This is a genomic window from Aeromicrobium sp. 9AM, from assembly GCF_902506105.1.
Lineage (GTDB): Bacteria > Actinomycetota > Actinomycetes > Propionibacteriales > Nocardioidaceae > Aeromicrobium.
This window is the reverse complement of record NZ_LR733304.1, coordinates 1142500-1159686: the sequence shown is the minus strand read 5'-3', so window position 1 is coordinate 1159686 and position 17187 is coordinate 1142500. Positions and strand designations below refer to the sequence as shown.

The following is a 17187-nucleotide window of genomic DNA, read 5'->3' as shown; positions in this document are numbered from 1 at the left end:
GAGATGACAACCGCTGAGGTGGGGTTGGCGGGTAGGGTCATTCGTACGAGCAGGAGGTGGCCATGACCGACAACGAGCCCATCCAGACGAGCGGATCCGACCAGGAGCTCGCCTACTTGCGCGCCGAGGTCGAGCATCTCAGGCGCCGACTCGGCTCGGAGGGGTCCACCGACTCGCGGCTCTCCGAGCTCGAGGCCAAGCTGTCGGCCACGAGCTCGCAGAACGAGCGACTGACGTCGACGCTGCGTGAGGCGCGCGACCAGATCGTGACGCTCAAGGAAGAAGTCGACCGGCTGGCACAGCCGCCGACGGGCTTCGGCACGTTCCTGCAGCGCAACGACGACGAGTCCGTCGACGTCTTCACCGGTGGCCGCAAGCTGCGGGTCAACGTCAGCCCCTCGGTCGACAAGGAAGACCTGCAGAAGGGCCAGGAGGTCATCCTCAACGAGGCGATGAACGTCGTCATGGCGCTCGACTTCGAGGTCGTCGGCGAGGTCGTCTCGCTCAAGGAGATCCTGGCCGACAACGAGCGCGCCCTGGTGATGGGCAACGCCGACGAGGAGCGCATCGTGCGCCTCGCCGAGTCGCTCGAGGGCATCAAGCTGCGGCCCGGCGACTCGCTGCTGCTCGACTCGCGCTCCGGCTACGTCTACGAGCGCATCCCCAAGAGCGAGGTCGAGGACCTGGTCCTCGAAGAGGTCCCCGACATCGACTACGAGAGCATCGGCGGTCTGCGCAACCAGATCGAGTCGATCCGCGACGCCGTCGAGCTGCCCTACCTGCACCCCGAGATCTTCATCGAGCACGAGCTCAAGCCGCCCAAGGGCGTGCTGCTCTACGGCCCTCCCGGCTGCGGCAAGACCATGATCGCCAAGGCGGTCGCGGCGTCGCTGGCCAAGAAGGTGTCGGAGCGCACGGGCGAGGAAGGTCGTTCGTACTTCCTCAACATCAAGGGCCCCGAGCTGCTCAACAAGTACGTCGGCGAGACCGAGCGGCACATCCGCCTCGTGTTCCAGCGCGCTCGTGAGAAGGCCAGCGAGGGCACTCCCGTCATCGTGTTCTTCGACGAGATGGACTCGCTGTTCCGCACCCGCGGCTCAGGCGTCTCCTCCGACGTCGAGAACACGATCGTGCCGCAGCTGCTCAGCGAGATCGACGGTGTCGAGGGGCTCGAGAACGTCCTGGTCATCGGCGCCTCCAACCGCGAGGACATGATCGACCCCGCGATCCTGCGGCCGGGACGACTCGACGTCAAGATCAAGATCGAGCGCCCCGACGCGGAGTCGGCCACCGACATCTTCAGCAAGTACCTCACCGCCGGCCTTCCGCTGCACGCGGACGACCTCGCGGAGTGGAACGGCGACCGTCAGGCCTGCGTCACGGGCATGATCCAGCGCACCGTCGAGCGGATGTACACCGAGTCCGAGGACAACCAGTTCCTCGAGGTGACCTACGCCAACGGCGACAAGGAAGTCCTCTACTTCAAGGACTTCAACTCCGGCGCCATGATCCAGAACATCGTCGACCGGGCCAAGAAGATGGCGATCAAGGATCTCCTCGAGCACGGTCAGCGCGGCCTGCGGGTGCAGCACCTGCTGCAGGCCTGCCTCGATGAGTTCAAGGAGAACGAGGACCTGCCCAACACCACCAACCCCGATGACTGGGCGCGGATCTCGGGCAAGAAGGGTGAGCGCATCGTGTTCATCCGCACCCTCATCTCCGGCAAGAGCGGCAACGAGCCGGGCCGGTCGATCGACACCGTGGCCAACACGGGCCAGTACCTCTAGGTCCGTGCTGACGTACGACCTTCGTGCTGCCTCCTACGGCAGCGCAGACGCGCGACTGCTGACCGCTGAGGTGCAGGATGAGTACGTCCTGCGCTACGGCGGTGAGGGGGACACCGCGCCGGTCGACACGTCGGAGTTCGACGGCGAGGGCGGCCGGTTCTTCATGGTCTACGTCGACGACGTCCCCGCGGCGATGGGCGGCTGGCGGCGCCACGCACCGCTGGCCGAGTGGGACGACGCCGAGATCAAGCGCATGTACGTACGTCCGGCGTTCCAGCGTCGGGGCCTGGCGCGGCTGATCCTCGCCGAGCTGGAGCGGACGGCTGGCGAGGCCGGCATCACCCGATTGATCCTCGAGACCGGGCTCGAGCAGCCCGAAGCGATCGCGATGTACCGCTCAGCCGGTTATGACGACATACCGGCGTTCGGCTACTACGCCGACTCCGAGCTCAGCGTGCACCTCGGCAAGGTGCTGGACGTCACCTGACGACGGACTCCTCGACGGTCGCGGCAGCCACCGCCTGGTCGGTCGAGTCGTCGTGCACGTACTTGGCTCCTTGCAGCAGCGAGGCGATCGCCGCGATGACCGACATCACCGCCGCTGCCGTGAACACCACGATCAGCCCGTGGTGGAACGGCTCGGAGATCAGATGAGGGAAGAACGTCTTGCCGGTCAGTGTGTCGGCGTTCGACTGAGGGATGGTCTTGAGCGCGCCGGAGGGTCCCAGCAGGCTTTCGATCGGGTTGTAGCCGAGGAACGCCGCGAACAGCGAGCCGACGGGTGGGAGGTTGCCGATCTGTTCGGCGGTGCCGTGGGGGACCTTCTGCGCAACGAGACCGTCGGTCAGGGTCCTGGGCAAGGCGTTGGCCAGTCCGACGATCATCAGCGAGAAGAAGAGCCCGATCGACAACGACGTGCCGGAGTTGAAGAACGTACCGCGCATGCCTGAGGCCGTGCCCCGCTGGCGCGCCGGCACGCTGTTCATGATCGACGAGGTGTTCGGCGCCGAGAAGAGACCCGAGCCGATGCCGTTGAGGAAGATCAGCAGAGCGAACATCCAGTAGTGGAAGTCGGTCGGGATCAGCAGCATGCCGATGAAGGTCGCGGCGACGAGCAGCATGCCGCCACCGGCGAACCACCGTGCGCCGTAACGGTCCGACAGCGTCCCGGAAATCGGCCCGGCGACGAGGAAGCCGACGGTCAGGGGCAGGAGGTAGATCCCGGCCCACAGGGGAGTGGACTCGAAGTCGTAGCCGTGCAGCGGCAGCCAGATGCCCTGCAGCCAGATGATCAGCATGAACTGCATGCCGCCGCGCGCGATCGAGGCCAGGAGTCCCGCGACGTTGCCGGCGCTGAAGGCCCGGATCTTGAACAGGCTCATGTCGAACATCGGGTCAGCGACCCTGGTCTCGATGAGGCAGAAGACGACGAGCAGGACGGTGCCGCCGATCAGGCCGAGCAGCACCCACGGGTTTAGCCAGCCCATCGTGTGCCCACCGTAGGGCTGGATGCCGTACGTGATGGCAGCGAGGACAGCGGACAGACCTACCGCGAACGTCAGGTTGCCCGGGATGTCGAGCCTTCCCGGACGCTTCTCGCCGAGCTCGTGGAGGGACTTCCACGACCACAGTGCGCCGAGGATGCCGAACGGCACGCTGACCCAGAACACCGCGCGCCAGTGCCACTCCGACAGCAGGCCACCGATGACCAGTCCGAGGAACGAGCCGGCGATCGCCGAGACCTGGTTGATGCCGAGCGCCATGCCGCGTTGGGTCGCCGGGAATGCGTCGGCGAGGATCGCCGTCGAGTTGGCGAACAGCATCGCGCCCCCGATGCCCTGCAACACACGCCACAGGATCAGCCACATCGCCCCGGATCCGCCGTCCAGCGGGTCCAGAGCCGTCGCGACCGAGGCGATCGCGAAGACGATGAAGCCCCAGTTGTACATCCGGACCCGGCCGTACATGTCGCCGAGGCGCCCGAACGTCACCACGAACACCGCCGACACCAACAGGAACCCCATCAGCAACCACAGCAGGTAGCCCACATTGCCGGGCTCGAGTGGGTTGAGGTGCAGGCCGCGGAAGATCGCCGGAAGCGAGATGATGACGATCGAGGAGTTGATCGTGACCATCAGCACGCCGAGGGTCGTGTTGGAGAGGGCAACCCACCGGTAGTGGGGATGATCTCGACCCCAGCGGTTCTGTCTGCTGCTCGATGTCGCGGCGCTCAACTGGTCCTCCATGTAGTTGCGAGGTGCAACTAGAAGGTTAGCGCGGATCGTCGGGGCGCCGTCAGCGGGCCGATGTGGCGAGGGCAGCGACGCGGCGAGGCCGGCTCGCTGCCCTGACGGCCACGACCACGCCGACCGCTGCAAGGCCCATCCCGGCCAGCCCGGCGGGAGGCACCCGATCGCCGAACATCAGTGCCGCCCACACCATCGTGGTCGGCGGCGTCAGGTAGAGCAGCGTGCTGGCCTTGGTCGCGCCCTGGGTGCGAGAGACGTACAGGTACGACCCGTAGCCGCCGAAGCTCGAGAGCAGCACGACCCACGCGACGGCGACGCAGAACGCCGGGGGAGTCGGCTCGCCGGCCGTGCCCTCGATCAGTGCCAACAGCCAGAACGCGACTGCCGCGGTGACGGTCTGCACGGTGAGGGAGGTCAGCACGGACTCCTGGGGGCGCCACCGTTGCTGCAGCACGGTGCCCGACGCGAGCGAGAGCATCCCGACGAACGGGAGGACGTACGCCCACCAGGGAGCGTCGCCCGCTCCGAGGTCGCCGCTGACGACGAGCAGCACACCGCCGAGCCCCAGACCCAGTCCGAGGAGCTGCGTCACTTGCGCGCGCTCGGACAGCACGAGGGCGGCCAGGACGATCACCACCAAGGGCTGCATCGAGGCGATCAACGCGGTCGTCCCCGACGGCACGCCGAGGCCGACCCCGCTGACCGTGAGGCCGAGATAGGCCACCTGGCACAGCAGTCCGAGCACGACCTGCCGGCCCAGACCGGCGCGACCGATGCGTTCGTGCCGCCACAGGCACAGCGCCATCAAGATCACGGCCGCCACGAGGTAGCGCCAGGCCAGCAGGGTCGAGGCCGGCGCCTGCCGCGTGCCGAGCTCCGCGCCGATGAAGCCTGAGCTCCACAGGACGACAAGGGCAACCGAAGGGCCGACGTTCGTACGCACGTTGGGGGACATGCCTTCACATAAACATACCGGTCGGTATACTCGCAGTGTAGATTCCGAAGGAGTTCACATGACGACCATCACCCCGCCGCGCATGACGCCCACGGCGCACCGGATCCTCGACACCGCCGCCGGCCTGTTCTACGAGCACGGCCTCCGGGCGGTCGGCGTGGAGCGCATCGCCGAAGAGGCCGACACGACTAAGAAGACGATCTACGACCGCTTCGGCTCCAAGGACGGACTCATCACGGCCTACCTGCGGCAACGGTGCGACCGGTGGCACGAGTACGCCACGGCGTACGTCGAGGAGCACCATCCAGAGCCGGGCACGGGCCGGGTCCTCGCCGTTCTCGACGCGCTCGCCAGCTGGATGGCCGTCAACTCGCGAGGCTGCGGGTTCGTCAACGCGTATGCCGAGCTGGCCGGCACCGGACACGACGGCTTGCCGATCATCGCCGAGGAGAAGATCTGGACCCGCGACTACTACATCGGGCTGCTGACCGAGCTGGACATCCCGGACGCCGAACGGCGCGGGCGCGAGGTGGCCCTGGTGCACGAGGGAGCGATCGTGCAGCTGACCGCTGGTGCGCAGCCTGAGGCGATGGCCGATGCGCGTGCCCTGGTCGGCAGACTCGTCGCCGAGGGTGTCTCCGCGCGTGATGCAGCCGAGGGGACCGTAGGCTGAACGCATGACAGTCAGGCGCGTGCAGGGGAGTGAGGTCGAGTACGGCATCGCCGTGCAGGGGCAGCCGCACGCCAACCCGATGGTCGCCTCGACGCATGTCGTCAACTCCTACGCCGCCGCGCACGGCCTGACCCGTCGAGCCAGGTGGGACTTCGAGGAGGAGAACCCGCTGCGTGACGCGCGCGGGTTTGACCTGAGCCGCGAGGTCGCCGATCCGTCCCAGCTGACGGACGAGGACATGGGCCTGGCCAACATCATCCTCACCAACGGCGCCCGGCTCTACGTCGACCACGCGCACCCGGAGTACTCCAGTCCCGAGGTCACCAACCCGCTCGACGTCGTGCTGTGGGAGAAGGCCGGCGAGAACGTCATGCGCCTCGGCGCCGAGCTCGCGGCCCAGATCCCCGGCACCGCGCCGATCGTGCTCTACAAGAACAACGTCGACAACAAGGGTGCGTCCTACGGCGCTCACGAGAACTACCTCATGCGGCGCGACGTGCCGTTCGACCAGATCGTCGAGCACCTCACCCCGTTCTTCGTCTCGCGCCAGGTGTTCACGGGCGCCGGACGCGTCGGGCAGAAGCAGGACGGCAGCGTCCACGCGTTCCAGATCAGCCAGCGCGCCGACTACTTCGAGGTCGGGGTCGGCCTCGAGACGACGCTCAAGCGGCCCATCATCAACACGCGCGACGAGCCGCACGCCGACCCCAAGAAGTACCGCCGGCTGCACGTCATCATCGGCGACGCCAACTGCTCCGAGACCGCGATCTACCTCAAGCACGGCACGACCTCGCTCGTCCTCGCAATGATCGAGGCGGGCTTCCTGACGCGCAGCCTCGCCCTCGCGACGCCCGTCACCGCCCTGCACGACATCTCGTACGACCCGACGCTGACGCAGAAGGTCGAGCTCGAGGACGGCCGCACCGTCACGGCCCTCGAGCTGCAGGGGGAGTACCTCCGCCTGGCCAAGGAGTTCGTGGCGCGCGAAGGCTCGGACGAGCAGACCGACGACGTCCTGCGCCGGTGGGAGAGCGTCCTCGACCGACTCGCCCGCGACCCCATGGAGTGCGTGCGCGAGCTCGACTGGGTCGCCAAGCTGGCGCTGCTGGAGCGCTATCGCGAGCGTGACGGCCTCGACTGGGACCACGCCAAGCTGCACCTGGTCGACGTCCAGTACCACGACGTCAGGCTGCACAAGGGGCTCTATCACCAGCTCATCCGCACCGATCGCATGGACCGGCTGCTGACCGATGAGCAGGTCGCCGCCGCGGTCACCGACCCGCCGCGCGACACCCGGGCCTACTTCCGCGGCATGTGCCTCGCCAAGTTCTCCAAGGACATCGCAGCGGCGTCGTGGGACTCGGTCATCTTCGACCTGCCCGGGCAGGACTCGCTGCAGCGCATACCGACGATGGAGCCACTTAGAGGCACGGCGGAGCACGTCGGCGAGCTGTTCGACCGCAGCAACACCGCAAGCGAGCTGTTCGCGGCCATCACAGGTCGTTAGCGCCATGTCGGACCAGGCCGCACGCCGGGAACGCCGCATCACCACAGCGATATTCGTCACCGCGCTCCTCGGTGTCGCCGGGCTCGTCGTGGCGGCCGCACTGCTCGCCAAGTCCCCGCCCGAGCCATCTCCTCGCGCCCTCCCGACACCCACGACCACGATGGCTCCGGTCAAGCCCGTGTCGGAGCCGGTAGCCCCGGCGCCCGCGCCGGCCGGTGACCACATCTCGGCGAGCTGGCTGTCGGACGTCTCGCGGCAGACCGGCATCGGCACCGTGGCCCTCGAGGCATACGCCCTCGCGTCCGTGCGCCTGGCGACCGAGCAGCCGAAGTGCCACGTCGGCTGGACGACCCTCGCCGGGATCGGGGCGATCGAGTCCGGGCACGGCACCAACGGCGGCAGCCGGCTGCGCGCGGACGGCACCACGTCACGACCGATTCTCGGCCCGGCGCTCGACGGCTCGTCCGGCATGGCCCGTATCCCGTCCGACAAGCAGTCCGAGAAGTGGCATGGCGACACGCAGTGGGACCACGCCGTCGGACCCATGCAGTTCATTCCGTCGACGTGGCGCAAGTGGGGATCGGACGGCAACAAGGACGGCACCGCCGATCCCAACAACGTGGTCGACGCGGCCTACGCGGCCGGGCGCTACCTGTGCGCCTCCGGCCGCGACATGCGGACCGGCGAGGGCTGGACCCAGGCGATCTTCTCGTACAACCACTCGGACGACTACGTCCGCAGCGTCGTCGCGCGCGCCAACTCGTACGTCACGCACTAGCTGAGGAATGGGGCGGGCGGGGACCGTCTCCTGGAATGTTGCTCGGCCCCCGCCCGCTGGCGTCCGGCTGGTTACTCAACCGGACGCCAATCTCTTCGTACCCGACTTCGGCGCGGCCAATCGGTCGTCGCAGGTATGGCGAGGTCACGCCACGTCTGGCCTTGCCGGGATAGGGTTGGGGTATGTCCGAACAGCAGCACAAGAGCACCCGCAAGGCGAGCGAGCCCGAGGCGCAGGCCGAGACCACCGAGGTCGATGCCGAACGCAAGGAAAAGCTCGACGACGACGTCGACTCGATCCTCGACGAGATCGACGACGTGCTCGAGGAGAACGCCGAGGAGTTCGTCCGCAGCTTCGTGCAGAAGGGCGGGCAGTGATGCTGCCTGACGGCACTCGACTGTCCGAAACCTCGTCCTTCGCCGACTACCTCGCCGTCAGAGCTCCTGAGCTGCTGCCTTCCGCCCGCGCGACAGATGGGGGGAGCCTCGTGGGAGTCACGCACGGCACCACGATCGTCGCCGCGACGTTCGACGGCGGCGTGGTCATGGCCGGCGACCGTCGCGCCACGATGGGCAACGTCATCGCGCAGCGCGACATCCAGAAGGTCTTCCCGACCGATGAGTACTCCTGCGTCGGCATCGCCGGCACGGCTGGGCTCGCCGTTGAGATGACGCGGCTGTTCCAGGTCGAGCTCGAGCACTACGAGAAGATCGAGGGCACCGTCCTCTCGACCGACGGCAAGGCCAATCGCCTCGCCGCCTTGATCCGCAACAACCTCGGCATGGCCATGCAAGGACTCGCGGTCGTCCCACTGTTCGCCGCGTACGACCTCGACGCCGGAGTCGGACGCATCTTCGCCTTCGACGTCACCGGCAACCGCAACGAGGAGCGCGCCTTCCACTCGGTCGGTTCGGGCTCCACGTTCGCGCGCGGATCGCTCAAGAAGCTCTACAGCGAGGGCATGAGCGAGACCGACGCCGTGACCGCCGCGATCCAGGCGCTCTACGACGCGGCCGACGACGACACCGCGACCGGAGGTCCCGACCTCGCCCGCCGGATCTTCCCGATGGTCGGCGCCATCACGGCCAACGGCTACCGCGCCTATTCCGAGGACGAGACCGCGGCGATCGCCGACCAGGTCATCGCCGCCCGCATGGGTCGCCCCGACGGCCCCTCGGCCCCCCTGACGTGAGAGGACCGATCCGATGACGCAACCGTTCTACGTCTCGCCCGAACAGCTGATGAAGGACCGGGCGGACTTCGCCCGCAAGGGCATCTCCCGCGGCCGCAGTGTCGCAGTGGTCCTCTACGACGACGGCATCCTGTTCGTCGCGGAGAACCCGTCCCAGGCCTTGCACAAGATCAGCGAGATCTACGACCGCATCGGCTTCGCCGCCGTCGGCCGCTACAACGAGTTCGAGAACCTGCGCATCGCCGGCGTACGCCTTGCCGACCTGCGCGGCTACTCCTACGACCGGCGTGACGTCACGGCGCGCGGGCTCGCCAATGCGTACGCCCAGACGCTCGGCACGATCTTCTCCTCCGGCGGTGAGAAGCCCTATGAGGTCGAGATCTTCGTCGGCGAGCTCGGCGACGACGCGTCGCAGGACCAGGTCTACCGACTGATGTACGACGGCTCGGTCGCCGACGTGCAGGGCTACGGCGTGATGGGCGGGCAGAACGAGCAGGTCGAGGCCTACCTCAGCGAGCACTACCGGGCCGGCCTACCGCTGGCCGAGGCGATCCGCGTCGCCGTCACGGCACTCGGTCAGGACGCGACCCCGCCCCGTACGGTCGAGTCGTCGGCGCTCGAGGTCGCGATTCTCACCCGATCGCGCACGCAGCCGCGCAAGTTCCGTCGCGTGAGCGACGCGGACGTCTCCGCCGCCCTCAGCTCCTGATTCGAGGCGTTACGGCGAAAGTGACTCAGGTCACTCGAGTCGAAGTGGAAAGGTTGCTCCGGTTGAGCCTAGGATAAGCGGAGAGACTATCCGTATAACTCCTGGAGCCTGTCATGACCGTTGCGACCATGTTCGTAGCCGGCTGAGGGCCTGACGATGTCGATCACCGCCTGGCACTCGCCGTCCATCACTGCCGACCGCTTCGCAGAGCGATGGTCGCCGGCGGCGCGAAGTCGGGGTCGGGTGCCCACCCGGCCCTGGGGTGGTGACACCCCGCGAAACGGGCGGCTGAGTGCCCCCGAGTCTGCGCTCACCTCGATGGTTCGCAGCGCGCAGATCGAGTGTGCTGGAGGGCATACCCGGTCGACCGACCGGCGCTTGATCGAAGGAGAGCTCACATGAGTTCCGAGCTGACCATGACCCGCGAGTCATCTTCTGCATTCGCCGGCGCCCGGCCGAGGACTGTCACCGCATCACGCAGCACAGGGCAGCGGCGGGCCTCGTCCGTCTCGCGCCTGCTCTTCCACCCTGGTATCCGCGAGGTGCTCCTGCTGGCCGCGCTGTGGATCGCCTACAGCGCGAGCCGCATGCTGGCGGACCACGACCTGGTGAGCGCCCGTCAACGCGCCGCGGACGTCCTGAACATCGAGGGGTTCCTCCACCTCGACATCGAGTCCTGGCTCAACTCCACGCTCGGCACCATGCCGTCGATCGCCGTGCCGATGTCGTTCTGGTACGCCTCGCTGCACTACCTCGTGACTCCGGCCGTCCTGGTCTTCATCTTCTGGAAGCACCGCAGCGACTACCGGCGTGCCCGCAACGGCCTCGTGATCGGCTCGGCCATCGGCCTGGTCGCGTACGTGCTGATCCCCACCGCGCCGCCCCGGCTGATGGGTGCCGGCTACGTCGACGCGCTGGCGCAGACAGCGGCGTACGGCTGGTGGTCAGGCCATGCCTCGGCACCGGCAGGGCTCGGCGGCATGACCAACGAGCTGGCGGCGATGCCGTCGCTCCACGTGGGCTGGACCGTCTGGGTCGCCTGGGCCATGTGGCGGTACGTCAAGCGCACGGGCCACGTGCTGTCCGTGCTCTACGTCGCGGGCACGACCCTCGTCGTGGTCGCGACGGGCAACCACTGGCTGCTCGACGCCATCATGGGTGCCGTCGTCGTCGCGATCGGCATCGTGGCCGCGACGCGGATGGCCGAACGCTCCGCGCCGAAGCCAGTCGAGCCGACGCCGTCATGGTGACGTCCCTGCTGGGGTTCGTGTTCGCCCTCGCGGAGTCGGGCCTCGGGCTCGGTGCGGTCCTGCCCGGTGAGGTGGCGATCTCGGGCCTCGCTGCCAACGTCGACGGCGTCCTGCCGCTGCTGTCTCTCGGCATCGCGGTCGCGCTCGGCGCGAGCGCGGGGGACCACCTCGGCTATGTCATCGGACGGGTCGGCGGTCCCCGCCTGCGGGGCTCACGGCTGATCGCGCGGCTCGGGCGCAACCGCTGGGACCGGGCGACCGAGCTCATGCAGGCGCATGGCTTCTGGGCCATCCTGGTGAGCCGCCTGCTGCCCTTCGTCCGTACGGTCATGCCGGCCGTTGCCGGCGCCGCACACCTTCGCTACCCGCGCTTCGCGGTGGCGTCGCTGGTCGGCGCGGCCGGCTGGTCGGCCGTCTGGGTGGGCGCCGGTGCGGGACTTGCCGCCAGTGGGCTCCTCGACAACACGCCGCTCCTCGTCGCGGCGGTGGCCGGCATCGCCGTGGTCGCGCTGGTCTTCAGGGTCGTACGCAAGCGTCGCCGTCCGACCGTGCCCGCGGACCTCTCGACGCTCGGCGAACAGGCTTCCGAACCGGTCTGCGCCAGGTGACGTGGCGCGCTACAAGTCAGTGACGTTCGCGCGCCACACCACGCGGGCGGGCCCGCGCGACTAGGCTGAACTCATGGACCGGCGGATCTTCGGTATCGAGAACGAGTACGGAGTGACGTGCTCCTTCAAGGGCCAGCGCCGGCTCTCACCCGACGAGGTGGCCCGCTACCTGTTCCGCCGGGTCGTGTCGTGGGGTCGCAGCAGCAACGTGTTCCTCCGCAACGGAGCCCGTCTCTACCTCGATGTCGGCAGCCACCCGGAGTACGCCACACCGGAGTGCGACGACCTCGTCGACCTCGTCACGCACGACCGGGCAGGGGAGCGGATCCTCGAAGGGCTCATGATCGATGCCCAGAAGCGGCTGGCCGACGACGGCGTCGAGGGCGACATCTACCTGTTCAAGAACAACACCGACTCCGCCGGCAACTCCTACGGATGCCACGAGAACTACCTCGTCAGCCGCCAGGGCGAGTTCAGCCGGCTCGCCGACGTCCTGATCCCGTTCCTCGTGTCCCGGCAGATCATCTGCGGTGCCGGCAAGATCCAGCAGACCCCGCGCGGCACGATCTTCTCGGTCAGCCAGCGCGCCGAGCACATCTGGGAAGGCGTCTCGAGCGCCACCACCCGGTCGCGGCCGATCATCAACACCCGCGACGAGCCGCACGCCGACGCCGAGCGATTCCGCCGCCTGCACGTCATCGTCGGCGACTCCAACATGAGCGAGACGACAACCCTGCTCAAGGTCGCGACCACCGATCTCGTGCTCCGCATGATCGAGGGCGGGGTGTCGATGCGTGACATGACCCTCGACAACCCGATCCGCGCGATCCGCGAGATCGCCCACGACATGACCGGCCGCCGCAAGGTGCAGCTCGCCAACGGGCGTGAGCTCTCGGCGCTGGAGATCCAGGCCGAATACTTCGGCAAGGCCGCCGAGTTCGTCGACAAGCACGGGTTGCACACCCCGACGATCACGCGCGCGCTCGACCTGTGGGAGCGCACGCTCAAGGCCGTCGAGTCCGAGGACCTCTCGCTCGTCGAGCGCGAGGTCGACTGGGTCATCAAGTACAAGCTGCTCGACCGCTATCGCAGCGTCAACGGGCTCAGCTGGGGCGATCCGCGCATCGCACAGCTCGACCTCGCCTATCACGACATCCGCCGCGACCGAGGCATCTTCTACCTGCTGGAGAAGAAGGGCGCCGTCGCGCGTGTGACGAACGACCTCGACGTGTTCGCGGCCAAGTCCATACCGCCGCAGACCACCCGTGCGCGCCTGCGCGGGGACTTCATCAAACGGGCCCAGGAGCGCCGCCGTGACTTCACGGTCGACTGGGTCCACCTCAAGCTCAACGACCAGGCTCAACGCACCGTGCTCTGCAAGGATCCCTTCAGGTCACACGACGAGCGGGTGCAGCGGCTGATCGACGGGATGTGACGACGGGCGGCTTGTCCGTTGTCGTTAGGATGACCGACGATCTGTTTTCCCACCGTGAAGGTCGTTCTCGTGCGTCGAATTCTCCTGGCAACTGTTGCTGCCACCAGCCTCGTTCTCGCTGGATGCGGCGGTAGCAGCGACTCAGGAGGCGGGGGCCTCGACGACGTCAAGGTGAGCTCGGCCAAGACCCCCAAGGTCACCGTCGACAAGGGCTTCAAGGCCACCAAGACCACCTCCCGCGTCGTAAAGAAGGGCGGCGGCGAAGAGGTCGCCAGCGGCGATTCGATCAAGATCAGCCTCGCCGGCGTCAACGGCACGACCGGCAAGCAGTTCGACAGCACGTACGCCACGGGCAAGCCCGTCACGCTGACGCTCGGCCAGGGCATGCTTCCCGGCTTCGTCAAGGGACTTGTCGGCCAGAAGATCGGCAGCCGCGTGCTCGTCGCGATCCCGCCCAAGGACGGCTTCGGCGACCAGGGCCAGTCGACCTACAACATCAAGAAGAACGACACCATGGTCTTCCTCTTCGACCTGGTCGCCAAGGTCCCCACCGAGGCCACGGGCGCCAGCAAGAGCCTGCCCAAGGATCTGCCCAAGCTCAAGCTCGACGCCGACAAGCACCCGGCCGAATTCGTCAAGACCGAGACCATGGACAAGAAGAAGTCCAAGATCAGCACCGATGTCGTGATCGAGGGCAAGGGCGACAAGGTCAAGTCCGGCCAGACCCTCACGGTCCAGTACGTCGGTCAGGTCTACCCGACCGGCGCCGTCTTCGACGAGTCGTGGAGCAAGCAGCCCGTGCCCTTCCAGATCGGTGGAGATGGCCTCATCAAGTGCTGGAACGAGACGCTCATCGGGCAGAAGGTCGGCAGCCGCGTCGTCATCGTCTGCCCGCCCGACACCGCGTACGGCAACAAGCCGCCGGCAGGCAGCAAGATCGGCAAGGGCGACACGCTGATCTTCGCAGTCGACTTGCTCGACGCTTCCTGACATCCTCCTGACATGGCCGAACGCAAGACCGAGAGGTTGATGAACCTCATCTTCGCGTTGCTGGTCAGTCGCCAGTACCTCACGAAGGACCAGATTCGCGAGTCGATCGCCGACTATCGCGATTCGACGCCTCAGGCGTTCGACCGCAAGTTCGAGCGCGACAAGGAGGAGCTGCGCGAGCTCGGCATCACTGTCGAGATGGGCCAGAACGACAAGTACTTCAACGACGAGCCGGGCTATCGCATCCGTCGCGACGAGGCTGAGCTGCCCGATCTCGAGCTGACGCGCGAGGAGGCGGCCGTCATCGGCCTCGCCACCCAGGTCTGGGAGCACGCCGGTCTGGCGAGCGAGTCCACGACGGCCCTGGTCAAGCTCAAGGCCATCGGGGTCGACGTCGACACGAGTGTCCTGCGCATGGCCGAGCCCAAGCTGTCGACCGACGAGCCGTCGTTCGACAGCATGTGGGAGGCCGTCACACGGCGCATCCCCGTCTCGTTCGTCTACGCCCGTCCCGGCCGTGAGCCGATGGAGCGGCACCTCCTGCCGTGGGGCATCATCTCGTGGCACGACCGCTGGTACGTCGGGGGATACGACCTCCATCGCGAGGAAGCCCGCATCTTCCGGCTGTCGCGGGTCATCGGCGAGGTCGAGACGATGGGCGCGCCCGGTTCGTACGAAGTGCCCCCGGACATCGACATGAAGGACATCGCGCGCGACCTCTTCCCGCCGTCGTCCGACGTCGCCGCCGTGCTGCGGATCCGCACGGGCCGCGGGCAGTCGCTGCGCCGTCTCGCCGAAAAGGTCACGCCGCTCGGCGACGATCTCGACGAGGTCGAGATCCGCTACTCGTCCCGCTGGGAGCTCGCCTCAGAGGTGGCCTCCTACGGTCCCGACGTGGTCGTCGTGTCGCCCCCGGACGTACGCGATGCCGTGATCGAGCGCCTCAAGGCCGCGGTCCAGGGCAGCGTCGAGGCGACGGCATGAGCAGGTCACGGCAGCAGGTCGTACGCATGCTGGCCCTCGTGCCCTACCTGCAGGGCAACGACGGCATCCCCGTCAACGAGGTGGCCGCCGAGTTCGGTGTCACGCCCCGGGTCATCCGCGACGACCTCCGTCTGCTGATGTACACCGGCACGGGGGAGTACGCCGGCGAGCTCATCGACTTCGACCTCACTGCCCTCGAGGAGGACGGCGTCGTGCACATCCGCGACGCCGAGTTCATGACCCGCCCGCTGCGCATCAGCGCCCGCGAAGGTGTGGCGCTGATCGTGGCGCTGCGTACGCTTCGCGCGTCGGCGAGCGGCTCGGAGCTCACGGTGATCGACAGTGCCCTCGCCAAGCTCGAGAGCGCTGTCGGCGACACCGCCTCGCCGCCCGTCGACGTGCTGCTCGACGAGGTCGACCCGACGATCCACACCTCGATCGTGCACGCCCTGGCCAACGGCAAGCGGCTCCAGCTGACCTACGCGACGGTCGCCCGCGACGAGCAGTCGGAGCGGGCCGTCGACCCGCGCCGCCTGTTCACGGAGCAGGGCAAGCTCTACCTCGAGGCGTGGTGCCTGAGGGCCCAGGACCTGCGCTTCTTCAGGCTCGACCGGGTCATCGACGCCGAGGTCACCGAGATCGATGCCGAGGACCACGATGTCCAGGAGCGCGACCTCTCCGACGGCATCTTCACGGTCGGCGAGGACACCCCGTACGCCCTGGTCGACCTGCATCCACGGGCGCACTGGCTGACTGAGTACTACCAGGTCGACCTGCTCGAGCAGAATGCCGACGGCGTCTGGCGGGCCAAGCTCTACGGCGCGGACTGGGCCTGGCTCAGGCGCCTCGTGCTCCGCAATGCCGGGTCGGTCGCGGTCATCGAGCCAGACTTATTGCGTTCACAGGTAGTTGACGACGCCCGTGCTGCCCTCAGCGCGTACGATGAGCAGTGACTGAACTTCACGAGCAAAGGTGACAACCATGTTCCGCAACGGCATCGGACCGCAGGAGGTCCTCATCGTTCTCGGCGTGGTCGTGCTGCTGTTCGGCGGCAAGAAGCTCCCCGAGCTCGCCCGCGGATCGGGCAAGGCGCTGCGCATCTTCAAGTCCGAGGTCAAGGGCCTGCGCGACGACGATGACGACACGGACACCAAGCCTGAGGCCATCACCGCTCCCGAGGCGGACAAGAAGCCCGAACAGAGCTGAGTTTGGCGCTTCGGCGCGGCAAGCCGATCCCCGCGGGCGGCACGATGCCGCTCATAGAACATCTCCGCGAGCTTCGTCGCCGGCTGGTCAGGGCGATTCTCTGGATCCTCGTCGGGACGATCGTGGCGTGGGTCTTCTACGAGCCGATCCTCAACTTTCTGACCGAGCCCTACAACGACATCCAGCCGATGCTCAAGGAGCGCGGCATCAAGTCGGACATCGTCATCACGGGCATCGGCGGCGCGTTCAACTTCCAGGTCAAGATCTCGTTCGTCGTCGGACTCCTGATCTCCAGCCCGTTCTGGCTGTGGCAGGCTTGGGCCTTCGTGCTGCCGGCGATGCATCGCAACGAGAAGAAGTGGGCGGTGCTGCTGACCGCGACCGGCGCACCACTGTTCGTCGCCGGCGCAGGCTTCGCCTATCTGCTGCTGCCCAAGGCCATGAACGTGCTGATCGGGTTCGTGCCCGACGGGTTCGGCAACCTCGTGACCGGCGCGGAGTACTTCAACTTCATCATCCGCATGATGCTGGTGTTCGGCGTCGCGTGCGAGATCCCGCTCGTCGTCGTCATCCTCAACCGCATCGGACTCGTCAACTCCCGGCAGCTGGCCCGCGCCCGCCCGTGGATCATCATCGCGATCTTCATCTTCGCGGCGATCGCCACGCCCACGACGGATCCGTTGACGATGATCTTCCTGGCCGCGCCCATGACGATCCTCTACTTCGTCTCCGAGATCATCGCCAAGCTCACCGACCGCAAGCGGGCGAAGTCCGCCGAGCCCGAGCTCGCTGACGATGAGCTCTCGCCTTTGGATGACTGACACCCCTGGGTCATAGACGTGACGGTCTGTCTGTAACGGTCTA

Annotated in this window: 18 protein-coding genes; 16 read left to right on the top strand and 2 right to left on the bottom strand. The window is 67.4% G+C overall.

The annotated features are described in order from the left end of the window. Window positions 1-62: 62 nt before the first annotated feature. Complete coding sequence (gene arc / locus BOSE46_RS11990; protein ID WP_159540458.1) at window positions 63-1787, top strand: proteasome ATPase; 1725 nt, start codon at window positions 63-65, stop codon at window positions 1785-1787. Between the two features lie 4 nt (window positions 1788-1791). Further along, window positions 1792-2274, top strand: coding sequence for a GNAT family N-acetyltransferase (locus tag BOSE46_RS11985; RefSeq protein ID WP_236551734.1), 483 nt, complete (start codon window positions 1792-1794; stop codon window positions 2272-2274). Here BOSE46_RS11985 and BOSE46_RS11980 read toward each other — a convergent pair. Together BOSE46_RS11980 and BOSE46_RS11975 are read right to left on the bottom strand one after the other, a co-directional pair. Then, window positions 2267-4021 carry an MFS transporter gene (locus BOSE46_RS11980; RefSeq protein WP_236551733.1) on the bottom strand — a complete coding sequence of 585 codons (1755 nt, stop codon included), beginning with the start codon at window positions 4019-4021 and terminating at the stop codon, window positions 2267-2269. The two genes, BOSE46_RS11985 and BOSE46_RS11980, sit on opposite strands and share 8 nt — an antisense overlap. A gap of 61 nt (window positions 4022-4082) precedes the next feature. Further along, the gene (locus BOSE46_RS11975) at window positions 4083-4991 is read right to left on the bottom strand and encodes a DMT family transporter (protein WP_159540456.1); all 909 of its coding nucleotides are present in this window, start codon (window positions 4989-4991) and stop codon (window positions 4083-4085) included. 58 nt (window positions 4992-5049) lie between these two features. Here BOSE46_RS11975 and BOSE46_RS11970 point away from each other — a divergent pair, with 58 nt between their 5' ends. From BOSE46_RS11970 to tatC, 14 genes are all read left to right on the top strand, one after another. After that, on the top strand, window positions 5050-5664 hold the full coding sequence (locus tag BOSE46_RS11970) for a TetR/AcrR family transcriptional regulator (RefSeq protein WP_159540455.1): 615 nt from the start codon (window positions 5050-5052) through the stop codon (window positions 5662-5664). A gap of 4 nt (window positions 5665-5668) precedes the next feature. Beyond that, entirely contained in the window at window positions 5669-7171 is a 1503-nt protein-coding gene (gene dop / locus BOSE46_RS11965) for a depupylase/deamidase Dop (RefSeq protein ID WP_159540454.1), read from the top strand. 4 nt (window positions 7172-7175) lie between these two features. Next, the gene (locus tag BOSE46_RS11960) at window positions 7176-7949 is read left to right on the top strand and encodes a lytic transglycosylase domain-containing protein (protein ID WP_159540453.1); all 774 of its coding nucleotides are present in this window, start codon (window positions 7176-7178) and stop codon (window positions 7947-7949) included. A gap of 182 nt (window positions 7950-8131) precedes the next feature. Then, on the top strand, window positions 8132-8326 hold the full coding sequence (locus BOSE46_RS11955; RefSeq protein WP_159540452.1) for a ubiquitin-like protein Pup: 195 nt from the start codon (window positions 8132-8134) through the stop codon (window positions 8324-8326). Continuing rightward, window positions 8326-9141, top strand: coding sequence for a proteasome subunit beta (prcB, locus tag BOSE46_RS11950; protein ID WP_159542693.1), 816 nt, complete (start codon window positions 8326-8328; stop codon window positions 9139-9141). Before BOSE46_RS11955 ends, prcB begins: the two co-directional genes overlap by 1 nt. Before the next feature lie 13 nt (window positions 9142-9154). Then, window positions 9155-9850, top strand: coding sequence for a proteasome subunit alpha (gene prcA / locus BOSE46_RS11945; protein ID WP_159540451.1), 696 nt, complete (start codon window positions 9155-9157; stop codon window positions 9848-9850). A 398-nt stretch (window positions 9851-10248) separates the two neighbouring features. Then, the gene (locus BOSE46_RS11940) at window positions 10249-11100 is read left to right on the top strand and encodes a phosphatase PAP2 family protein (protein ID WP_159540450.1); all 852 of its coding nucleotides are present in this window, start codon (window positions 10249-10251) and stop codon (window positions 11098-11100) included. Beyond that, window positions 11094-11708 (top strand): DedA family protein, encoded by a 615-nt coding sequence (locus BOSE46_RS11935; protein WP_159540449.1) that lies wholly within the window; start codon window positions 11094-11096, stop codon window positions 11706-11708. Before BOSE46_RS11940 ends, BOSE46_RS11935 begins: the two co-directional genes overlap by 7 nt. Before the next feature lie 73 nt (window positions 11709-11781). Further along, window positions 11782-13143, top strand: coding sequence for a Pup--protein ligase (gene pafA, locus BOSE46_RS11930; RefSeq protein ID WP_159540448.1), 1362 nt, complete (start codon window positions 11782-11784; stop codon window positions 13141-13143). A gap of 171 nt (window positions 13144-13314) precedes the next feature. Beyond that, window positions 13315-14133: an FKBP-type peptidyl-prolyl cis-trans isomerase gene (locus BOSE46_RS11925; protein WP_159540447.1), complete on the top strand. Its 819-nt coding sequence runs from the start codon at window positions 13315-13317 to the stop codon at window positions 14131-14133. A 12-nt stretch (window positions 14134-14145) separates the two neighbouring features. Then, a complete protein-coding gene (locus tag BOSE46_RS11920; RefSeq protein WP_159540446.1) occupies window positions 14146-15117 on the top strand; it encodes a YafY family protein in 972 nt (323 codons plus the stop codon). Beyond that, window positions 15114-16070 (top strand): YafY family protein, encoded by a 957-nt coding sequence (locus BOSE46_RS11915; protein WP_159540445.1) that lies wholly within the window; start codon window positions 15114-15116, stop codon window positions 16068-16070. Before BOSE46_RS11920 ends, BOSE46_RS11915 begins: the two co-directional genes overlap by 4 nt. Before the next feature lie 28 nt (window positions 16071-16098). Next, complete coding sequence (tatA, locus tag BOSE46_RS11910) at window positions 16099-16323, top strand: Sec-independent protein translocase subunit TatA (RefSeq protein WP_159540444.1); 225 nt, start codon at window positions 16099-16101, stop codon at window positions 16321-16323. Window positions 16324-16367: 44 nt separating this feature from the next. Further along, window positions 16368-17144: a twin-arginine translocase subunit TatC gene (tatC, locus tag BOSE46_RS11905; RefSeq protein ID WP_159540443.1), complete on the top strand. Its 777-nt coding sequence runs from the start codon at window positions 16368-16370 to the stop codon at window positions 17142-17144. Window positions 17145-17187: the final 43 nt, after the last annotated feature.